General features: G+C 39.0%; 17 protein-coding genes and 1 tRNA gene. 14 read left to right on the forward strand and 4 right to left on the reverse strand.

Annotated elements, in window-relative coordinates; translation table 11 throughout:
* Positions 1-104: 104 nt before the first annotated feature.
* The 3 genes from ACYVM0_RS05565 to ACYVM0_RS05575 all read left to right on the forward strand — a co-directional run bounded on the left by ACYVM0_RS05565 (position 105) and on the right by ACYVM0_RS05575 (position 3,894).
* Positions 105-1,700, forward strand: a complete 1,596-nt coding sequence (locus tag ACYVM0_RS05565; protein ID WP_460553727.1) for a CHASE3 domain-containing protein — start codon at positions 105-107, stop codon at positions 1,698-1,700.
* A gap of 331 nt (positions 1,701-2,031) precedes the next feature.
* A complete protein-coding gene (locus ACYVM0_RS05570) occupies positions 2,032-3,447 on the forward strand; it encodes a sigma-54-dependent transcriptional regulator (protein WP_460553730.1) in 1,416 nt (471 codons plus the stop codon).
* Between the two features lie 228 nt (positions 3,448-3,675).
* Entirely contained in the window at positions 3,676-3,894 is a 219-nt protein-coding gene (locus ACYVM0_RS05575) for a DUF6496 domain-containing protein (RefSeq protein WP_460553733.1), read from the forward strand.
* Between the two features lie 295 nt (positions 3,895-4,189).
* Here ACYVM0_RS05575 and ACYVM0_RS05580 read toward each other — a convergent pair whose 3' ends face one another.
* Positions 4,190-5,368: a Gfo/Idh/MocA family protein gene (locus ACYVM0_RS05580; RefSeq protein WP_460553735.1), complete on the reverse strand. Its 1,179-nt coding sequence runs from the start codon at positions 5,366-5,368 to the stop codon at positions 4,190-4,192.
* Positions 5,369-5,444: 76 nt separating this feature from the next.
* A tRNA-Pro gene (locus tag ACYVM0_RS05585) sits at positions 5,445-5,518 on the reverse strand.
* A gap of 137 nt (positions 5,519-5,655) precedes the next feature.
* On the opposite strand from ACYVM0_RS05585, the gene ACYVM0_RS05590 reads away from it, so the two are divergent.
* From ACYVM0_RS05590 to ACYVM0_RS05635, 10 genes are all read left to right on the forward strand, one after another.
* Positions 5,656-6,912 carry a dihydroorotase gene (locus ACYVM0_RS05590; protein ID WP_460553738.1) on the forward strand — a complete coding sequence of 419 codons (1,257 nt, stop codon included), beginning with the start codon at positions 5,656-5,658 and terminating at the stop codon, positions 6,910-6,912.
* Between the two features lie 2 nt (positions 6,913-6,914).
* Complete coding sequence (locus ACYVM0_RS05595; protein ID WP_460553741.1) at positions 6,915-7,409, forward strand: DUF4199 family protein; 495 nt, start codon at positions 6,915-6,917, stop codon at positions 7,407-7,409.
* Between the two features lie 22 nt (positions 7,410-7,431).
* Complete coding sequence (locus ACYVM0_RS05600) at positions 7,432-8,376, forward strand: glycosyltransferase family 2 protein (protein ID WP_460553744.1); 945 nt, start codon at positions 7,432-7,434, stop codon at positions 8,374-8,376.
* A 2-nt stretch (positions 8,377-8,378) separates the two neighbouring features.
* Positions 8,379-9,515 (forward strand): glycosyltransferase family protein, encoded by a 1,137-nt coding sequence (locus tag ACYVM0_RS05605; protein WP_460553747.1) that lies wholly within the window; start codon positions 8,379-8,381, stop codon positions 9,513-9,515.
* 22 nt (positions 9,516-9,537) lie between these two features.
* Positions 9,538-10,569, forward strand: coding sequence for a GHMP family kinase ATP-binding protein (locus tag ACYVM0_RS05610; RefSeq protein ID WP_460553750.1), 1,032 nt, complete (start codon positions 9,538-9,540; stop codon positions 10,567-10,569).
* Positions 10,570-10,827: 258 nt separating this feature from the next.
* Positions 10,828-11,403, forward strand: a complete 576-nt coding sequence (gene gmhA, locus ACYVM0_RS05615; protein WP_460553753.1) for a D-sedoheptulose-7-phosphate isomerase — start codon at positions 10,828-10,830, stop codon at positions 11,401-11,403.
* Positions 11,400-12,101: a nucleotidyltransferase family protein gene (locus ACYVM0_RS05620; RefSeq protein WP_460553756.1), complete on the forward strand. Its 702-nt coding sequence runs from the start codon at positions 11,400-11,402 to the stop codon at positions 12,099-12,101. Before gmhA ends, ACYVM0_RS05620 begins: the two co-directional genes overlap by 4 nt.
* Positions 12,102-12,151: 50 nt before the next feature.
* Entirely contained in the window at positions 12,152-12,694 is a 543-nt protein-coding gene (locus ACYVM0_RS05625; RefSeq protein ID WP_460553759.1) for a D-glycero-alpha-D-manno-heptose-1,7-bisphosphate 7-phosphatase, read from the forward strand.
* A 121-nt stretch (positions 12,695-12,815) separates the two neighbouring features.
* Positions 12,816-13,829 (forward strand): hypothetical protein, encoded by a 1,014-nt coding sequence (locus tag ACYVM0_RS05630; protein ID WP_460553762.1) that lies wholly within the window; start codon positions 12,816-12,818, stop codon positions 13,827-13,829.
* Positions 13,830-13,866: 37 nt separating this feature from the next.
* On the forward strand, positions 13,867-14,571 hold the full coding sequence (locus tag ACYVM0_RS05635; protein ID WP_460553765.1) for a hypothetical protein: 705 nt from the start codon (positions 13,867-13,869) through the stop codon (positions 14,569-14,571).
* On the opposite strand, the gene ACYVM0_RS05640 is transcribed toward ACYVM0_RS05635, so the two are convergent.
* Complete coding sequence (locus tag ACYVM0_RS05640; RefSeq protein ID WP_460553768.1) at positions 14,572-15,255, reverse strand: DUF4328 domain-containing protein; 684 nt, start codon at positions 15,253-15,255, stop codon at positions 14,572-14,574.
* Positions 15,256-15,424: 169 nt separating this feature from the next.
* Between ACYVM0_RS05640 and ACYVM0_RS05645 the strand changes: the two genes are divergently transcribed.
* Positions 15,425-16,090, forward strand: coding sequence for a hypothetical protein (locus ACYVM0_RS05645; RefSeq protein ID WP_460553770.1), 666 nt, complete (start codon positions 15,425-15,427; stop codon positions 16,088-16,090).
* On the opposite strand, the gene ACYVM0_RS05650 is transcribed toward ACYVM0_RS05645, so the two are convergent.
* Positions 16,084-16,626 carry a hypothetical protein gene (locus ACYVM0_RS05650; protein ID WP_460553774.1) on the reverse strand — a complete coding sequence of 181 codons (543 nt, stop codon included), beginning with the start codon at positions 16,624-16,626 and terminating at the stop codon, positions 16,084-16,086. The genes ACYVM0_RS05645 and ACYVM0_RS05650 overlap by 7 nt on opposite strands.
* Between the last annotated feature and the right edge of the window lie 2 nt (positions 16,627-16,628).

The following is a 16,628-nucleotide window of genomic DNA, read 5'->3' on the forward strand; positions in this document are numbered from 1 at the left end:
TTATATTTCATTACCGTTTTTGAAAAAATTTTCTGTTTATCTTTCTTACTTATACTTTAAACAAACCAGTAACAAAAATTGCTGTATAAACACAGCATATTTATATGTTTTCTGCAGACGTTTTGATGGTAGCAGGATTTTTATTTAGCTTTATCTCTGCAAATTTTCCGGAAAGCTTTCACCCCGAACAAGTCTGGCTCGAAATTTATACTATAATTGTAGCTCTTCTGAAAATCAGGCATCAAAAAAGCAGTTACTCCACTCCTATTGAAATGGTAAAAACAATAAAACAAATAGCATTTGAATTCAGGCTTAAGTTAGGCTACTCGTCGGCTTTTGTATTACTGCTCATCTCCTACATACTTACGCTATATGGTAACAAGCAACTGATCAGGCAAAGCGGTTGGGTAAATAACACTAATTCAACCATCAATTCTCTCGAAATGCTGATGTCGGGGCTTAAAGATGCCGAAACAGGTGTACGGGGTTTTATCAATACCGGTGATACCAGTTTTCTTTTACCTTACCTTAACAGCCTTGCTGTTGTAAGATCAACCTTAACCGTTTTAAAAACAGAATCTGAAAATAACAGCAACCTTAAAGAACACCTCCCCACGCTTAGTGTATTGATAAGAGAAAGGTATGATAAATTGCAATCTGATATTAATAATTACAGCAAGATAGATTATATTGGTACCGATACTTTATTAACTTCTGTTTACCTGGGTAAGGCAAAAATGGATCGCATCAGGACAACGGTAAGCGCTATGCAACAATATGAAAAAAATCTGCTGGGTGCCAGGAATACAGAATTAGATACCAAATACAAAACACTTAATGTGATCATTGTGGTATCGTTCATTATGGCATTGGTTTTTGCAATATTTGGTTTTATCACCTACCGCAGGGAATATGCTGCAAGATTAGAATCTGAAAAAAGAGTAAGTAATTACCAGCTGGAATTGCAGCAGCGAATTGCCGAACTGGACAAAGCCAATAAAGAACTTATTTTAATGAGAAGAAGTGAGAAATTTGCTGCCACAGGCCGTATTGCAAGAACCATTGCGCATGAGGTAAGAAATCCCTTAACCAATATTGATTTGGCAGTAGCCCAGTTAAAATCCGATCTGCAGGTACAGGACCCCAACGCCATCACATTATTTGACATGGTAGACAGGAACAGTAAGCGGATCAACCAGCTAATCAGTGAATTACTTACTGCTACACGTTTTGCAGAACTTACATTCTCCAAAGTTTCTGTAAACAACTTATTGGATGAGTCGCTTGACCTTGCGAAGGATCGCCTTGAATTAAATCATATCACCATAATAAAAAAATATGACGCCGGTATCTGCAGTATACTCGTTGATGCCGAAAAAATTAAAATTGCTTTTTTAAATATCATTGTCAATGCAATAGAAGCTATGCAACCCGGTAAAGGCATTTTACAAATTCAAACTTTTGAAGATGAAAACAAATGCGTGGTGGAAATTACCGATAATGGTTATGGCATGACGGAAGAACAACTTAATAATTTATTTGAACCTTACTTTACAACAAAACCAGATGGTAACGGGCTCGGACTTACCAATACGCAGAATATCATTTTAAATCACGGGGCCACCATTAATGTAAGCAGTAAACCTGGCATTGGTACCAGCTTTATTATCAAATTCAAATTTCCTGAAGTAAACGAATAATTGGTTTTGCATACTCAGCAATACCTATTATTTAGAGTATCAATTGCCTAATATTTTTCTCATTACGGGGAAATTAATCCCCATTTTTTCAGCTCCTGAAATATAATTGCCCCGATACAGCCATTATTATTTCTGGCAGGTTATTTTCTTTGTGATTGATATATAATACGATAAAATAACAGTACCGTATATTAATAAAAATAAATGACATTGGTTTACAGTTTCGGTTTTGGGTTAAGGGTTTACAATGAAAGTTATCTGAATTTGTAACCCTTTTTTTTGTTATTGGGTTGAATGGGTAATTGTACCTTTGAATTACAAAAGTATTGGGATGAAAAAGAGGATATTAATTATTGATGATGATGTAGATATGTGTATGCTGCTGGACAGGTTGCTCATTAAGAATGGCTACGAGGTGGATACAGCACATTCCGGTGTTAAGGGTATCGAAAAATTTCTTGCCGGTATCTTTGATATTGTATTATGCGATTACCGTTTGGGTGATAAAAAAGACGGTAAGGATATTTTAATGGAAATAAAACAACACCGGCCCGCCACCATAGTTTTTATTATTACAGGATACAGCGATATAAAAACAGCCGTGGATGTAATAAAGGCCGGGGCTTATGATTATATTACAAAGCCCCTCATTCCCGACGAGGTGTTAGCTGTGCTGAGCAAGGCCATTAATCAGTTAAACGGAGAAAAAACAACTACCGACCCTGCCTTTAAAGAAAACAAAAGCAGGCCGCCGGGCACCGTGGAAAATAATGAATTCATGGAAGGCCATGATACGGCATCTAAAAAACTGTACAGGCAAATAGACCTGGTGGCTCCCACTAACTTCAGTATTATCCTTTATGGCGAAAGCGGAACCGGTAAAGAAGTAATTGCAAAAACAATTCATCAGAGAAGTAACAGGGCCGGTAAGCCTTTTATAGCAATGGATTGCGGTACTTTATCAAAAGAACTGGCAGGCAGTGAATTATTCGGGCATGTAAAAGGATCTTTTACCGGCGCACTGGCCGATAAGGAAGGGCATTTTGAACTTGCCAACGGCGGCACTTTGTTTTTAGATGAAGTAGCTAACCTTTCTGCAGAAATACAAGCTTCTTTACTAAGGGTAATACAGGAACGGAAATTTAAACGTGTAGGTGGCAATAAAGAAATTGATACTGATGTAAGGGTAATTGTTGCATCTAATGAAAATTTACAAGTAGCATTCAGTAAAGGAAAATTCAGGGAAGACCTGTACCACCGTTTTAATGAATTCTCTATTCACCTGCCTCCGTTAAGAGACAGGAAAGATGATATTCCTCTTTTTGCCGGCTTTTTTTTAAAGAAAACAATTGCAGAACTAAACAAACAACTGGATGGGTTTGATGACGAAGTTATGGATTTGTTCATCCGTTATAACTGGCCGGGAAATTTAAGAGAATTCAGGAATGTGATAAGAAGATGCGCATTGCTCACCACTAAGGGTAATATAACGGTGGATACACTACCCCAGGAAATAAGCCGGGCATCAGACCATCCCCTTACCGATAATGTTGTGCAGCCGGAGTATGTATTTCCCAAAGCACCTCATGCCGATCTGAAAGAAGCATCATCCCGTGCCGAATACGAAACTATCATGCAGGTTTTAAAAGAAGTGAATTTTAATAAGACCAAAGCGGCAGAATTACTGAATATTGACCGTAAAACTTTATATAACAAGATCAAAAGTTATAAAAGCAACGACCAGTAATTTTTTCCTTATCACTGCGGATACACTGAAAACCCTTAAATATAACAGTTACGCTTAAACGCAAATAAACTGGTATCGCTTTTTTATTTACTTGTACATCGCCCAACAGCTATAGCACATGCAGCCCGTGTTGTGCACCCACCGCTGCAAAGTTGTACATTTTATACTGGCATGTAAATTGAAAATAATTTTTATCCCCCGTTTTATTACACACTTAAAAATTATTTTATGGCAAAGTATTCAAAAAAAGCAAGTGAAAAGGTTGAAAAAGCAATGCATGAAAAGAATGCAGGCACATTGAAAAGCGGCAGTGGTAAAAAAGTAACCAGCCGCAAACAGGCCATAGCCATAGGTTTGTCTGAGGCCCGAAAAGCGGGTGCTAAGGTTCCGGAAAAAAAAGAAACAGTGGCTGAAAAAACGGCTCCGAAAAAGAAAAACGCATCATAAAAATCTGCTGCACTATTATCTGTACCGGGAAAACGTACAACCACCCTTCCACACTATTTAGCCATGCATTTTATTCCTCAACTGCGGTATAGGGGTAAAAGATCCATGCCTGGCTTTACCATTGTGCAACAATTTTAAGGCATCTTTTTTTATGGTTATTTACAGCAGTTTCAGGCCCGAGGTAGCCTGGTAAACACAGGCCCGAGAACATACTCCCAATACCTGAACCGGGTAATACCGGCGGAGAAAAAAAAAGGAAATATTGAAACTCCGGTTATTAAACCCGGAGTTTTTATTATGCCTTTTTTAATTGAAGTGCCTTCGCTTTTTTCTGTGCCTTCAATGCTAATTCAGTTGCCAAAAAACAATGTTTCTGCGACATGGCAGTTTCAGTTCTGTTTATAACATCATCTACCAGCAAAGGGCCAAAAGGCAACACCTCATTATTACAATCCATGTGTACCATTTCTTTTTTGTTGGCCATATACAAATGATTGCCGCCTTTATTCCCTGAAGCGATATCTGTATTTTTTCTTACCTCAATAAAACCATCCGTTCCTAAAATAGTTAACCTGCCATCTCCCCAGGTATCTAAACCATCCGGTGTAAACCAGTCAACACGGATATAACCGGTGCCACCGTTTCCACTCAACATTACATCTCCAAAATCTTCAAATAAGGGTTTATCGGGATGATGCACATTGCCCACCTGCGACATCAGTACATCCGCTTCGGTAGAACTCGTGAAATGTAAATACTGATCAAATTGATGCGATCCAATATCAGTGAGTATACCGCCATATCTTTTTTTATCCCAGAACCAATCGGGCCGCACGGCCAAACCGGTTTTACCCACACCATTATTAATGCGGTGTGGCGCTAAATTTACGGTTTGAATAACCTGGCCTATTGCCCCGGACTTCACCAACTGGCTTGCTTTTTCGGTGGCTTTATTTTCAAAACGTTCGCTATACATGATGGAATAAATGCGTTTTGTTTCCTGTTGCACTTTTTTTACTGCAGCCAATTGGTCTAAAGTTATAATACCCGGTTTATCGGTGAGATAATCTTTGCCATGTTTCATTACCCGGATACCTAATGGTGCCCTTTCATCGGGAATGCCTGAACTTAATACCAACTGAATCGAAGGATCTTCTAAAATTTCATCTTCATTCTTTGCCAGTTTTGCTTCGGGATAGGTTTTTAAAAACGCCGCTGTCAGCTCGGGTTGCTTTGCATACAAAGCCACTAATTCCCCACCCCCTCTTTTAATGGCATCTGTCATGCCGTAAATATGCGGATGATCGATATTAATAACAGCAAACTTTATCCTGTTGGCAATAACCGGTGCTGTATTTGTTTGAACGATAGTTTCTGATCTTACCTTATTTTGAAATCCTGATAATAAATACATACCGGACAATAAGGAAGCCTTTTTTAAAAATTTACGACGGTCTGAATGGGATTGGTTCATGATGGTTATTTTATGGGTTGAATATAAGCAAAATGGGGCATAAAAAAATCCCTGCAAATGCAGAGATTTTGTTTTGTCGGGATGACAAGATTCGAACTTGCGACCCCACGCCCCCCAGACGTGTGCGCTACCGGGCTGCGCTACATCCCGAATGACCGAAAATTTGAAGCCCTGTTTATATGGAACAGAATTGATGCTTTAAATTTTACCGGAGGGCAAAAGTAATTGAAAATTTCAACTTTAAAAACTTCAACTTATCTTATTATCTTTGCGCAACTTTTTTTTACATGAAGGTTTTAATTAAACAAGCCAGGATCATCTCCCCCACCTCTCCTTTTAACGGACAAACCAAGGATATTTTAATAACTGATGGCACTATTGCAAAGATCAGCGATGCCATTACTGAGCAGGTCGACCAGGTGATTGACCAGCAAGGTTTATGTGCCAGTATTGGCTGGATGGACATTTTTGCCAACTTTGGCGATCCCGGCCACGAGTATAAAGAAACACTGGAAACCGGCGCCAAAGCTGCTGCTGCGGGTGGTTTTACTGATGTGCTGGTGCTGCCTAATACAAGCCCGGTGGTACATAATAAGTCGCAGGTGGAATATGTCATTCAAAAGTCGAGAACACTGGCGGTAAACATTCGTCCTATTGGTGCGGTGACTAAAAATGCGGAAGGTAAGGAACTGGCAGAAATGTACGACATGCATCAATCCGGTGCCGCCGCCTTTGGCGATGGCACTAATCCCATACAATCTGCAGGTATTGTGCTTAAAGCATTGCAATATGTAAAAAGCTTTGATGGAACGGTGATACAAATTCCCGAAGACAAAAGTATTGGCGCTAACGGGTTAATGAATGAAGGCATTATTTCTACCCGATTGGGCTTGCCGGGCAAACCCACCATTGCAGAAGAAATATTGATTGCAAGAGATCTGAAACTGGCCAGGTATGCCGAAAGTAAACTGCATTTTACCGGCGTATCTTCCGCTAAAAGTTTAGAATATATTAAAAGGGCAAAAGAAGGCGGCACCCAGGTAAGTTGCTCTGTTACCCCCTATCACCTGTATTTTACAGATGCTGATATGCAGGGCTACGATACCAATTTAAAAGTGAACCCGCCATTAAGAACTGCTAAAGACAAAGAGGCATTATTGAAAGCAGTGGCCGATGGTACTGTAGACTGCATTGCGTCGCATCACTTTCCGCAAAACTGGGATGGCAAGACCTGTGAGTTTGAATATGCCAAAGAAGGTATGATAGGCCTGGAAACCTTATTTGGTGTACTGGGTAATTTTGAATTGGGTACCGAAAAGCTGATCGAACTTTTGAGTGTTAACCCACGCAACATATTCGGCATAGCAATACCCGAAATAAAAGAAGGCGTTGCGGCCTGCCTTACATTATTTGATGCAACAGCCGAATATATTTTTGAAGAAAAAATGATACAGTCAAAATCGAAGAACTCTCCTTTTACAGGTAAAAAACTAAAAGGAAAAGTAATCGGCATTATTAATAAGGGTAAAGTGGAATTGAATTGAGTATGACAAATATTACGGCAGCGTATAAAGGTATATTAACCGGAGCATTAATGATTATTGCCTGTGTGATTTGCTATTACGGGTTAAAAATACCTTTTAACAGCAAAGAACAATTTGCAGTACTCACCATTTACGCTATTGGTATAGTGTGGAGTATAACAGCTTTTGATAAAGCCAATACAGAAGAGAAAAAATTTAAACTCTATTTCCAGGCCGGCTTTAAAACATTTATTGTAGTTACTTTATTAATGGTAATTTACTGTTTTATTTTTTATATGATCAATACCGGCATCAGGGACGAATGGATCAATAACAATAACCAGTTGTTGCTTAAGGAAGGCAATCATATGCCGGCTGAAATTGCAGAAAATGCAAAACAAATGAAAAGTATTTTTCTGCCGATGATGGTAGGTATTCATTTGTTTAAATACCTGATTATCGGGGTGCTGGTTTCGGTAGTTACAGCAGGATTTTTAGTATCGCAAAATAAAAATTGATTTTTAATTATAAAAGTATTCGATGGATTTATCAATTGTAATACCACTGTTTAACGAGGAAGAGTCTTTACCGGAGCTTTGTGCCTGGATTGAAAGAGTTATGCTGGCCAACAATTATTCTTACGAAGTAATTATGATTGATGATGGCAGCACCGATGCTTCGTGGCAGGTAATTGAAAATTTGCGCAACAGCAATACTAATATCAAAGGCATAAAATTTCAACGCAATTATGGCAAGAGTGCCGCATTGAACGAAGGCTTTAAAGCAGCACAGGGAGATGTGATCATTACTATGGATGCCGATATGCAGGACAGCCCTGATGAAATTCCCGAACTGAGAAAAATGATTGTGGCAGATGGCTTTGATATTGTGAGCGGCTGGAAGAAAAAACGTTATGATAACACCCTCACCAAAAATATCCCTTCCAAATTATTTAATGCTGCGGCAAGAAGAAGTTCCGGCATAAAGCTGCATGATTTTAATTGCGGCCTTAAAGCCTATAAAAAGAAAGTGGTTAAAAGTATTGAAGTGTATGGCGAAATGCACCGCTATATTCCGGTACTTGCCAAATGGGCCGGCTTTAAAAAAATCGGCGAAAAAGTAGTGGAGCACCGTGCCAGGAAATACGGGGTAACCAAGTTTGGCTGGGAGCGTTTTGTGAATGGTTTTCTCGACCTGTTCTCCATAACCTTTGTAGGTAAATTTGGTAAAAGGCCTATGCACTTTTTTGGATTATGGGGCACCATTTGTTTTTTTATTGGTGTATGCTTCAGTGCATATCTTATTATTTGCAAGCTGATAAATTTTGATTTTACTATTACCAACCGTCCTGTATTTTATATTGCATTATCAATAATGATCATTGGCTCGCAATTATTTTTAGCTGGTTTTATAGGCGAACTTATCGCAAGAAATTCTCCTGAACGAAATAACTATTTGATAGAAGAGAAAAAAGGCCTGCAGTAATCATGAAAGTAATTATCATTGGCCCGGCACATCCATTGCGTGGGGGTGGCATGGCCACTTTTAATGAACGGCTGGCACGCCAGTTCATGCAGGAAGGCCATCAAACCAGCATCTATACTTTTTCCCTGCAATACCCTTCATTTATTTTTCCCGGTACATCACAATATTCCGAAGAACCTGCACCCAAAGACCTGGATATAAAAGTTTGCATCAATTCTGTAAATCCGCTTAACTGGATAACAGCGGGCAACCGGATAAAAAAAGAAAATGCAGACCTTGTAATTGTAAGATACTGGCTGCCATTGATGGGGCCTGCATTGGGCACCATCTTACGCCTGGTAAAAAAAAATAAGCATTCTAAAATAGTCTGCATAGCAGATAATATTATTCCCCACGAAAAACGTTTTGGAGATAAACCATTTACACAATATTTTTTAAAGCCGGTGGATGCATTTATTGTAATGAGCGAAAAAGTATTGGCCGACCTTCGTTTATTTGAAAAAAATAAACCTGCACAATTAGTAAAGCATCCCCTGTACGACAATTTTGGAGAAAAAATTAGTAAAGAAGTAGCAAGAGAAAAACTGGGCATCGGTGTTCAGGAAAAAATAGTATTGTTTTTCGGATTCATCAGGAAATATAAAGGCCTGGATATATTACTGGACGCAGTTAAAATTTTAAAAGACCGTGATCAGGCAATAATGCCCAAATTTCTTATTGCCGGCGAATTTTATGAAGACCGTAAACCATATGACGAGCAGATAGAAAAACTGGGCATTAAAGAGCATTTGATCTTACATACCCGATTTATCACTGACAGCGAAGTAAAATATTTTTTGTGTGCTGCTGATGTAGTGATACAACCTTACCGCAATGCCACGCAAAGCGGCGTTACTCCACTCGCCTATCATTTTGAAAAGCCCATGATAGTTACCAATGTTGGTGGGTTGCCGGCGCTGGTGCCCGATAATAAAGCAGGATTGGTGGCAGCCCCCAATGCAATATCTCTTGCACAAAAAATAATAGATTATTTTGATAAAGGAGAGAATTATTTCCTGCCTTATATTATAGAAGAAAAGAAAAAACTCAGCTGGACTAAATTAATTGATTCCATACTTGAAGTTGCCAATTGTAAGTAACTTACCACGGTAAAAAACATCCATGATATTCTTTAGCAAAGCACCTCTTCGTATTGGCCTTGCCGGTGGTGGCACCGATGTAAGCCCTTACAGCGATCTCTATGGCGGTGCTGTACTCAATGCAGCTATTTCACTTGCTGCCCACGCCACTATTGAGCCCATTACCGAAAACAAAATAATTATTGAAGCACCCGACAGGAATGAAAAACAGGAATTCAACTGTGGCATTCCCTTACCGATAGATGGCACACTGGATCTGCAGAAAGGTGTTTACAACCGTATTCTTAAAGACTATTCATTACCCGGCACAGGCTTCAGGCTATCAACTTTTGTTGATGCCCCCGCAGGTTCGGGTCTTGGTACCTCTTCCACACTTGCGGTAGCGGTAACTGGTGTGTTTAAAGAAATGCTGCAACTGCCATTAACCAAATACCAGCTGGCACAATATGCTTACGATATAGAAAGAAACGACCTGCAATTAACAGGTGGTAAACAAGACCAGTATGCCGCAACATTCGGCGGCATTAATTTTATGGAGTTTTACAATGCCGACCAGGTAATTGTAAATCCATTGCCTGTCGCTGCTGCCTGTTTACAGGCCCTTGAAAATAACCTGGTTTTATATTTCACTGCTATTTCCCGGGAGAGTTCCAATATTATTCCGGAGCAGGTAAACAATGTACTCACCAAAAATGAAATCAGCATCAATGCCATGCATCACTTAAAAGAGCAGGCACAAATAATGAAAGAAATATTACTTGCGGGCAGGCTGGATGAATTAGGAGAAATATTAGACTACGGCTTTAAACAAAAACGCCTGATGGCTAAAAATATCAGCAACAATGCCATTGAAGCCATTTACGAGGCAGCAAAAAATGCAGGTGCAACAGGCGGCAAGATCAGCGGCGCAGGAGGCGGTGGCTTTATGACTTTTTATTGCCCGGGTAATAGTCGCAATACTGTAATTGAAGCGCTGAATAGTTTTGGCGGGGAAATAAAAAAGTATTCGTTTGTGGATTATGGATTAACCACCTGGAGTATTGAACAGCCTTAATGTAAAAGACATGATTACAAAGGAAATAATTGCGCAGGAAAATGTAGCACCTTGCTGTAGCAGTGCTTTCAGCAAAAAGAGATAGCACTACAGTTTGAAAAGCTGTCAGCCCGGGCCATTGGCAAAAAAAAGTTAAAGTCAAATAAAGCAGCATTTCATGATACCTGCTGCTGTTACAGCCACTTGGCAGCCCCCTCTTTATGGCGTATCTTTGCCCACTGATATACACCCCTTTGTTAATTACATTGATATAAAAACATGTTGAATAAGATAAAAGATATTATAGCTGCATCTGTTAAAGTTAAACAGGAACTTTTACAAAATGATGCCATGCTGCAAACCGTAAATACCTGTGTAACTGAAATTGTAGCCGCATTTAAAAATGGCAACAAGGTATTATTCTGCGGCAATGGCGGCAGCGCAGCCGATGCACAGCATTTAGCAGCGGAATTCAGCGGCCGTTTTTATTTAGACCGTGATGCGTTGCCGGCAGAAGCGTTGCACTGCAACACGTCTTACATGACGGCGGTGGCCAATGATTACAGTTATGATGTTATTTACAGCCGCCTGGTAAAAGGCATCGGTAGTAAAGGCGATGTATTGATTGGTTTATCTACCTCGGGCAACAGTAAAAATATTGTGGCAGCTTTTGAAGTAGCCAAAGAAAAAGGCATGATCACCATTGGCTTTACCGGCGAAAGCGGCGGTAAGATGAAAGCCATCTCAGATCATTTGCTGAATGTGCCTTCTTCTGATACACCAAGAATACAGGAAAGCCATATCATGCTGGGCCATATTATTTGCGAACTGGTAGAGGCACAGTATTTCGCATGATTACCGAAGCCGTAATACTGGCGGGAGGATTGGGCACAAGATTGAAAAGTGTTGTTAGTGATGTGCCTAAATGCATGGCGCCGGTAAATGGTATGCCGTTTCTTGCATTCATCATTAATGATTTAAAAAAACAAGGCATCAAACGTTTTATTTTCTCCTTAGGATATAAAAGCGAAAGCATTATTGATTTTGCAGAAGAACATTACAAAAACCTTGATAAAGTTTACGTTATAGAAAAAGCCCCGTTGGGTACCGGTGGGGCAATAAAAGAAGCCTGTAAAAATGCACTGGAAGAAAATGTTATCGTACTTAATGCTGATACTTTGTTTGCTATTGATCTGCAGGAACTGGCCGATATTCATAGCAAACAAAAAAACGAATGTACCATTGCATTAAAACAGATGACCAACTTCAGCAGGTATGGTTCGGCAGAAACTAATAGTAACGCGATGATCACTTCATTTAAAGAAAAACAATTTCTTAAAAAAGGGCTTATCAATGGCGGCATCTATGTTTTAAATGTAGCAGCATTTTTAAAAGAACCGTTACCGGATATTTTTTCTTTTGAAAAAGAATACCTGGAAAAAAATGTCGATACCCATAAATTATACGGTATTGCTTTTGATGACTACTTTATTGATATTGGTATTCCGGAAGATTATGAAAAAGCACAGCGGGAATTAGGAATCAGGAATTGAACAAAGCATTTTTTCGTTGTATAAACATGGTACTGCACAAATAATCAACTATGATCGATTTAAAAACAATAGATAACACCTGGACCTTATTTTTAGACCGTGATGGTGTGATCAACCACGAAAAACATTTAGACTATATCCATACCTGGGATGAGTTTAAATTTTATGATGGGGCTAAAGTAGCTATACAGATTTTCACTCAAAAATTCAACCGCATCATTATTGTTACCAATCAACGTGGTGTTGGCAAGGGTGTAACCAAAGAAGAAGACCTGAAGATCATTCATCAGAATATGACCAGCGATATTGAAGCCGTAGGCGGAAAGATAGATGCGATTTATTATTGTCCCGAGCTGGAAAGCCCCAACCGCAAACCCAATCCCGGTATGGGCTTACAGGCAGTAAAAGATTTTACCGACATTGATTTAAGCAAGGCAATAATGGTAGGTAACACCTTAAGCGATATGGAGTTTGGCCGTAACCTTGGTATTAAAACTGTTTTTCTTACCACTACAAGACCCGAAGTAGATACCAACGACGAACGCATTGATGAGGTATATCCCTCGTTGATCGCTTTTGCTTTGGATTTATAAAATTTGTGGCAATACATCCATTCAGTGTCATCCCCTGCGCACTCCTAAGTTTTAGTTAAATTTTATAACTATACAATAATTTTGTACCCCTGTTGTTAAAAGGATTAAGTAAATTTATTGCATGAAGAAATTACCGGCCTTGCTGGCTTTTGTATTGGTGTATCATTGTTCATTTGCGCAGCCTATTACTAAAGCTGATGCAAAAATTTTACGGCTTAAAGAAGACTCCTTAAAAAAATATTCTGCCAGACTGATCAACGGCATCACTTCTGCAGACCGTTTTGCGGCAGACAGTATGCTTACCCGGATGCTGGTGAGGGCATTAAAAGTACCCAACTCATTCTACTATGCTTTTGATTCTTTGGAAACCATATCCAAACTATATGCGCCGGATAGCACATTTAAGATTTTTACCTGGCAGATGGTGGTTAACGATAATGTGATCCGTCACCATGGTGCTATACAAATGCGTACCGATGATGGCTCATTAAAACTGTATGGCCTTATTGATAAATCGGCAGTAACCAAAAACCAGGTAGATACCGTTGGTAATAACAATGGCTGGATAGGCGCCGTGTATTATAATATTGTGCAGAAAAGAAGTGCCAATCATGATTATTACACCTTATTGGGCTTTGATGAAAATAATATCCGCAGCAACAGGAAGATCATTGAAGTATTGAATTTTATTAATGGCGAACCCACATTTGGCGGCCGCTATTTTAGTTTTGAAGAAGATACAGTTTTTAAAACTTCCATTGGCCGTTATATTATGGAGTATAAAAAAACAGACGGCCCCAAACTGAATTACGATCCGGAAATGGATATGATCATTGTGGAGCACCTGGTATCCGAAAGTAATGAACCCACCAAAAAATGGACCCTGGTTGGTGATGGCGATTACGAAGGTTTTAAATGGAAAAACGGCAAATGGATACACGTAGAAAAAATATTTGACCAGGTAACGCCACTGGGTAAAGAACCCGTGCCTAACCCGGTAAGGGATATCAATGGCAACCTGGATGAAAGTAAATTAAAAGGTAATGAAGCTGATAGCACCGACAAGCCGGTGGAAGAAAAACCTAAAGCGGTAAAACCAAAAACGGTACCGCCTAAAAAAAAGGTGAAAGGATAGTGCAGCATTGAGCAGTAAAATCTGCTCCTGAAAATTTATGTTCAAAATCTCCATACCAAAACCCTGCTTTGAAGGCTGGGATAATATGACGCCTAATGAACAAGGGCGTTTTTGTACCAGCTGTGCAAAAACAGTGATTGATTTTTCTGTGATGAGTGATGAAGCCATACAACAATATTTCATCAGTAATTATGATAAAAAAATTTGTGGCCGTTTTAAGAACATACAATTACAAAGAATTGTAATTGAGCTGCCACAAAATATTTTCCGTATACAACTCCCCTCCTGGAAAAAGTTTTTAGTGGCGTTTTTAATTTGTTTTGGAGGAACCTTTTTGGCGATTGATACCACGCTGGCCGGCACTTCATTCAGGCAGGGAGATACAATTTCGTCTTATAAAAAAATAACCGAAATAAAAACCGATAAGAAAAAGCACAAGCATTTTAGGAAGAAAAAACATAGAAGAAAATCAAATCGGGATATTGTAGTTTTTGACGATATGGTTATGGGAAATATGGGGGGAGAACCAGTATCGCCGCCTCTTCCTGTTTTCCCATTTGATTCCACAAATTATAAAGTACTTAAACAAAATGAGGACACCAGTACCACTGTAAAAAATACAGATACTTCAAAAAGGAATGATAAAGATCCTGCTTCAAAAGATTCTTATCCAGCCACTGCATTTATTTTACCCGCAGCATTAGCAGCACGCAATCCATTTTCAAAAAAGAAAAAAGCTTAGTTATACCACGCCAATCAAATCCGCTTTATCATCTTCGGTTATTTGAAAAGATTCATAAAGTTTGGCTTCCATATCTGCAGTCTTTTTTACCATTATAATGGTAAGCGTAATAGATATAATTTCAAAACTATTACTAACTATTTGTGCGTAGGTACTGCTTGTTAAACCATCCAGTGAAGTATTGTCATTAAAAACACGTGAAGTAAAATTGGTAATAATATTTGAAATAAGGTATATGGCCCACCACCAGCCCACGATCGTTCCTCCCTTAAATGAAAGCAGGTTCTTTGTAGCCTCCTGGGTCTTATTCCAGATTTCGATCATGATCTGGTATGGCCTCACCAAATTTAAAAAAGGAACAAACCACGCACCTGCAGCCCAGCCTTCGGTGTACAGCAGGTTCACTTCATTTGTCAGGTGAAGATTATTGTAAGCCCTTCTGAACCATAAAATAAAAAATACCATGGTGCAAATCAACACAATTAAATTACCGATAGCCAGTGCTGATACCCTCATATCATTTGTCCTGGCAGCTTCAGTATCTGCTTTGCCGGCAACCAGGTCCCTGATCAGGCTTAATTGCATAAGGTCCGATATAATTGTAACTACATTAAATACCAGTAAAACAATAAAAATAATATTTACTGCTTTGGCACGTTGGGCATTATTTTTTAAGGGATTCATAAGCTGTTGTTGGGTGGATAAAAAATTATATTTTTTAAAGATAGCGGCAGAATGCACAACAACAAAAAAATATCACATATAGTTTTAAAATACCGGAAGATAAATTAACCGCAACTGGTTTATGGATTACCTGCTGCTGTTGCATCTTAAAAAAAATCATTGTCATTGTATGTTTACCATTTCTATCCCCACACCCTGCCATGAAGATTGGGATGCCATGATACCCGATGCGCAGGGCCGCCATTGCAACGCCTGTGTAAAAACCGTGGTTGATTTTACCAACATGAGTGACGAAGAGGTAAAATATTTTTTCCTCAACAAAAAGGAAGAAAAAGTTTGTGGCCGTTTTCGTAACGAACAATTGCATCGGATCACCATTGAATTACCACAAAATATTTTTTATATCCGCATGCCGGCCTGGAAGAAATTTTTAGCAGCATGCCTGTTAGTATTCAGCACTACGTTATTTTCCTGCAACACCAAAGTAACAGGAGATGTAACAGATAATAGTTTGACGGGTGTAATAACCAGTACAAAAACAATGGGGCCGCCCTACGCTACTAAATTATCGTGTGATACTACTAAAGTTCCTGCACCCTTTGTAACCACAATAGGATTTACGCCTCCGGTAATAGTTGAAGAAGTAACTAAAGGGGATATTAGTTTTATCCCCGAACCTCCCAGAGAAGAAATAGGAATTATTGAAGTAATGCCTGTGGCACCAGTTGATTCTCCTTTAGTAAATAAGTTCCCATCAAAAACAGGAGAAGTGCTGATAAAAAAAGATTCCGTTACTCTTACTGCAGATACCTGCAATCACTCCACTTTTTATTGATTATTTACTTCTTCGGCAGCGAACAATTTTTGTAAAAATTCTTTTGATTTTTTACTTTCCAATTTAAATCCAAAATAAATAAGCACGTAACCAAAAATAAACATGCCGAAAGGAATAAGAACTACAGGGGAAAAACCTTGTGTAAAAACGTTGCCGATCTCTGTTATGTGCATTAAGGCAACAACAATGATACACAGGCATGCAATGCCGACTGCGCCCAGCCATACCGACATGAAGATTAATACGCCAACGGCAGGACGCATTGTAATATCAATTTGAGTGCGGCCGATAAAGCTGCTGATACTGCCTTTAATTATGGGTAAAAAAGAGTTGCGGTAATTTATAACCCGGCTTATCGTAAATGTATTTTCTTTTACTTCACCTTCGTATGGCTCCGTTACTTTAGTATTATAAAAACCCAGTGTAAACCCCCTTTTTGCAGCAACATGAGCTGTTATAAGATCACGAACTTCATCAACAGATAGCTTAGTGGAAAGTGTATAATTTTCAACAGGTAAATATTTTGTCCACTTCATTT

Source organism: Ferruginibacter profundus (assembly GCF_054783275.1).

Excerpts from the sequence above, each read along its gene's own strand:
- ACYVM0_RS05565 (WP_460553727.1), top strand. The coding sequence starts at position 105 with ATGTTTTCTGCAGACGTTTTGATGGTAGCAGGATTTTTATTTAGCTTT.
- ACYVM0_RS05570 (WP_460553730.1), top strand. The coding sequence starts at position 2,032 with ATGAAAAAGAGGATATTAATTATTGATGATGATGTAGATATGTGTATG.
- ACYVM0_RS05575 (WP_460553733.1), top strand. The coding sequence starts at position 3,676 with ATGGCAAAGTATTCAAAAAAAGCAAGTGAAAAGGTTGAAAAAGCAATG.
- ACYVM0_RS05580 (WP_460553735.1), bottom strand. The coding sequence starts at position 5,368 with ATGAACCAATCCCATTCAGACCGTCGTAAATTTTTAAAAAAGGCTTCC.
- ACYVM0_RS05590 (WP_460553738.1), top strand. The coding sequence starts at position 5,656 with ATGAAGGTTTTAATTAAACAAGCCAGGATCATCTCCCCCACCTCTCCT.
- ACYVM0_RS05595 (WP_460553741.1), top strand. The coding sequence starts at position 6,915 with ATGACAAATATTACGGCAGCGTATAAAGGTATATTAACCGGAGCATTA.
- ACYVM0_RS05600 (WP_460553744.1), top strand. The coding sequence starts at position 7,432 with ATGGATTTATCAATTGTAATACCACTGTTTAACGAGGAAGAGTCTTTA.
- ACYVM0_RS05605 (WP_460553747.1), top strand. The coding sequence starts at position 8,379 with ATGAAAGTAATTATCATTGGCCCGGCACATCCATTGCGTGGGGGTGGC.
- ACYVM0_RS05610 (WP_460553750.1), top strand. The coding sequence starts at position 9,538 with ATGATATTCTTTAGCAAAGCACCTCTTCGTATTGGCCTTGCCGGTGGT.
- gmhA (WP_460553753.1), top strand. The coding sequence starts at position 10,828 with ATGTTGAATAAGATAAAAGATATTATAGCTGCATCTGTTAAAGTTAAA.
- ACYVM0_RS05620 (WP_460553756.1), top strand. The coding sequence starts at position 11,400 with ATGATTACCGAAGCCGTAATACTGGCGGGAGGATTGGGCACAAGATTG.
- ACYVM0_RS05625 (WP_460553759.1), top strand. The coding sequence starts at position 12,152 with ATGATCGATTTAAAAACAATAGATAACACCTGGACCTTATTTTTAGAC.
- ACYVM0_RS05630 (WP_460553762.1), top strand. The coding sequence starts at position 12,816 with ATGAAGAAATTACCGGCCTTGCTGGCTTTTGTATTGGTGTATCATTGT.
- ACYVM0_RS05635 (WP_460553765.1), top strand. The coding sequence starts at position 13,867 with ATGTTCAAAATCTCCATACCAAAACCCTGCTTTGAAGGCTGGGATAAT.
- ACYVM0_RS05640 (WP_460553768.1), bottom strand. The coding sequence starts at position 15,255 with ATGAATCCCTTAAAAAATAATGCCCAACGTGCCAAAGCAGTAAATATT.
- ACYVM0_RS05645 (WP_460553770.1), top strand. The coding sequence starts at position 15,425 with ATGTTTACCATTTCTATCCCCACACCCTGCCATGAAGATTGGGATGCC.
- ACYVM0_RS05650 (WP_460553774.1), bottom strand. The coding sequence starts at position 16,626 with ATGAAGTGGACAAAATATTTACCTGTTGAAAATTATACACTTTCCACT.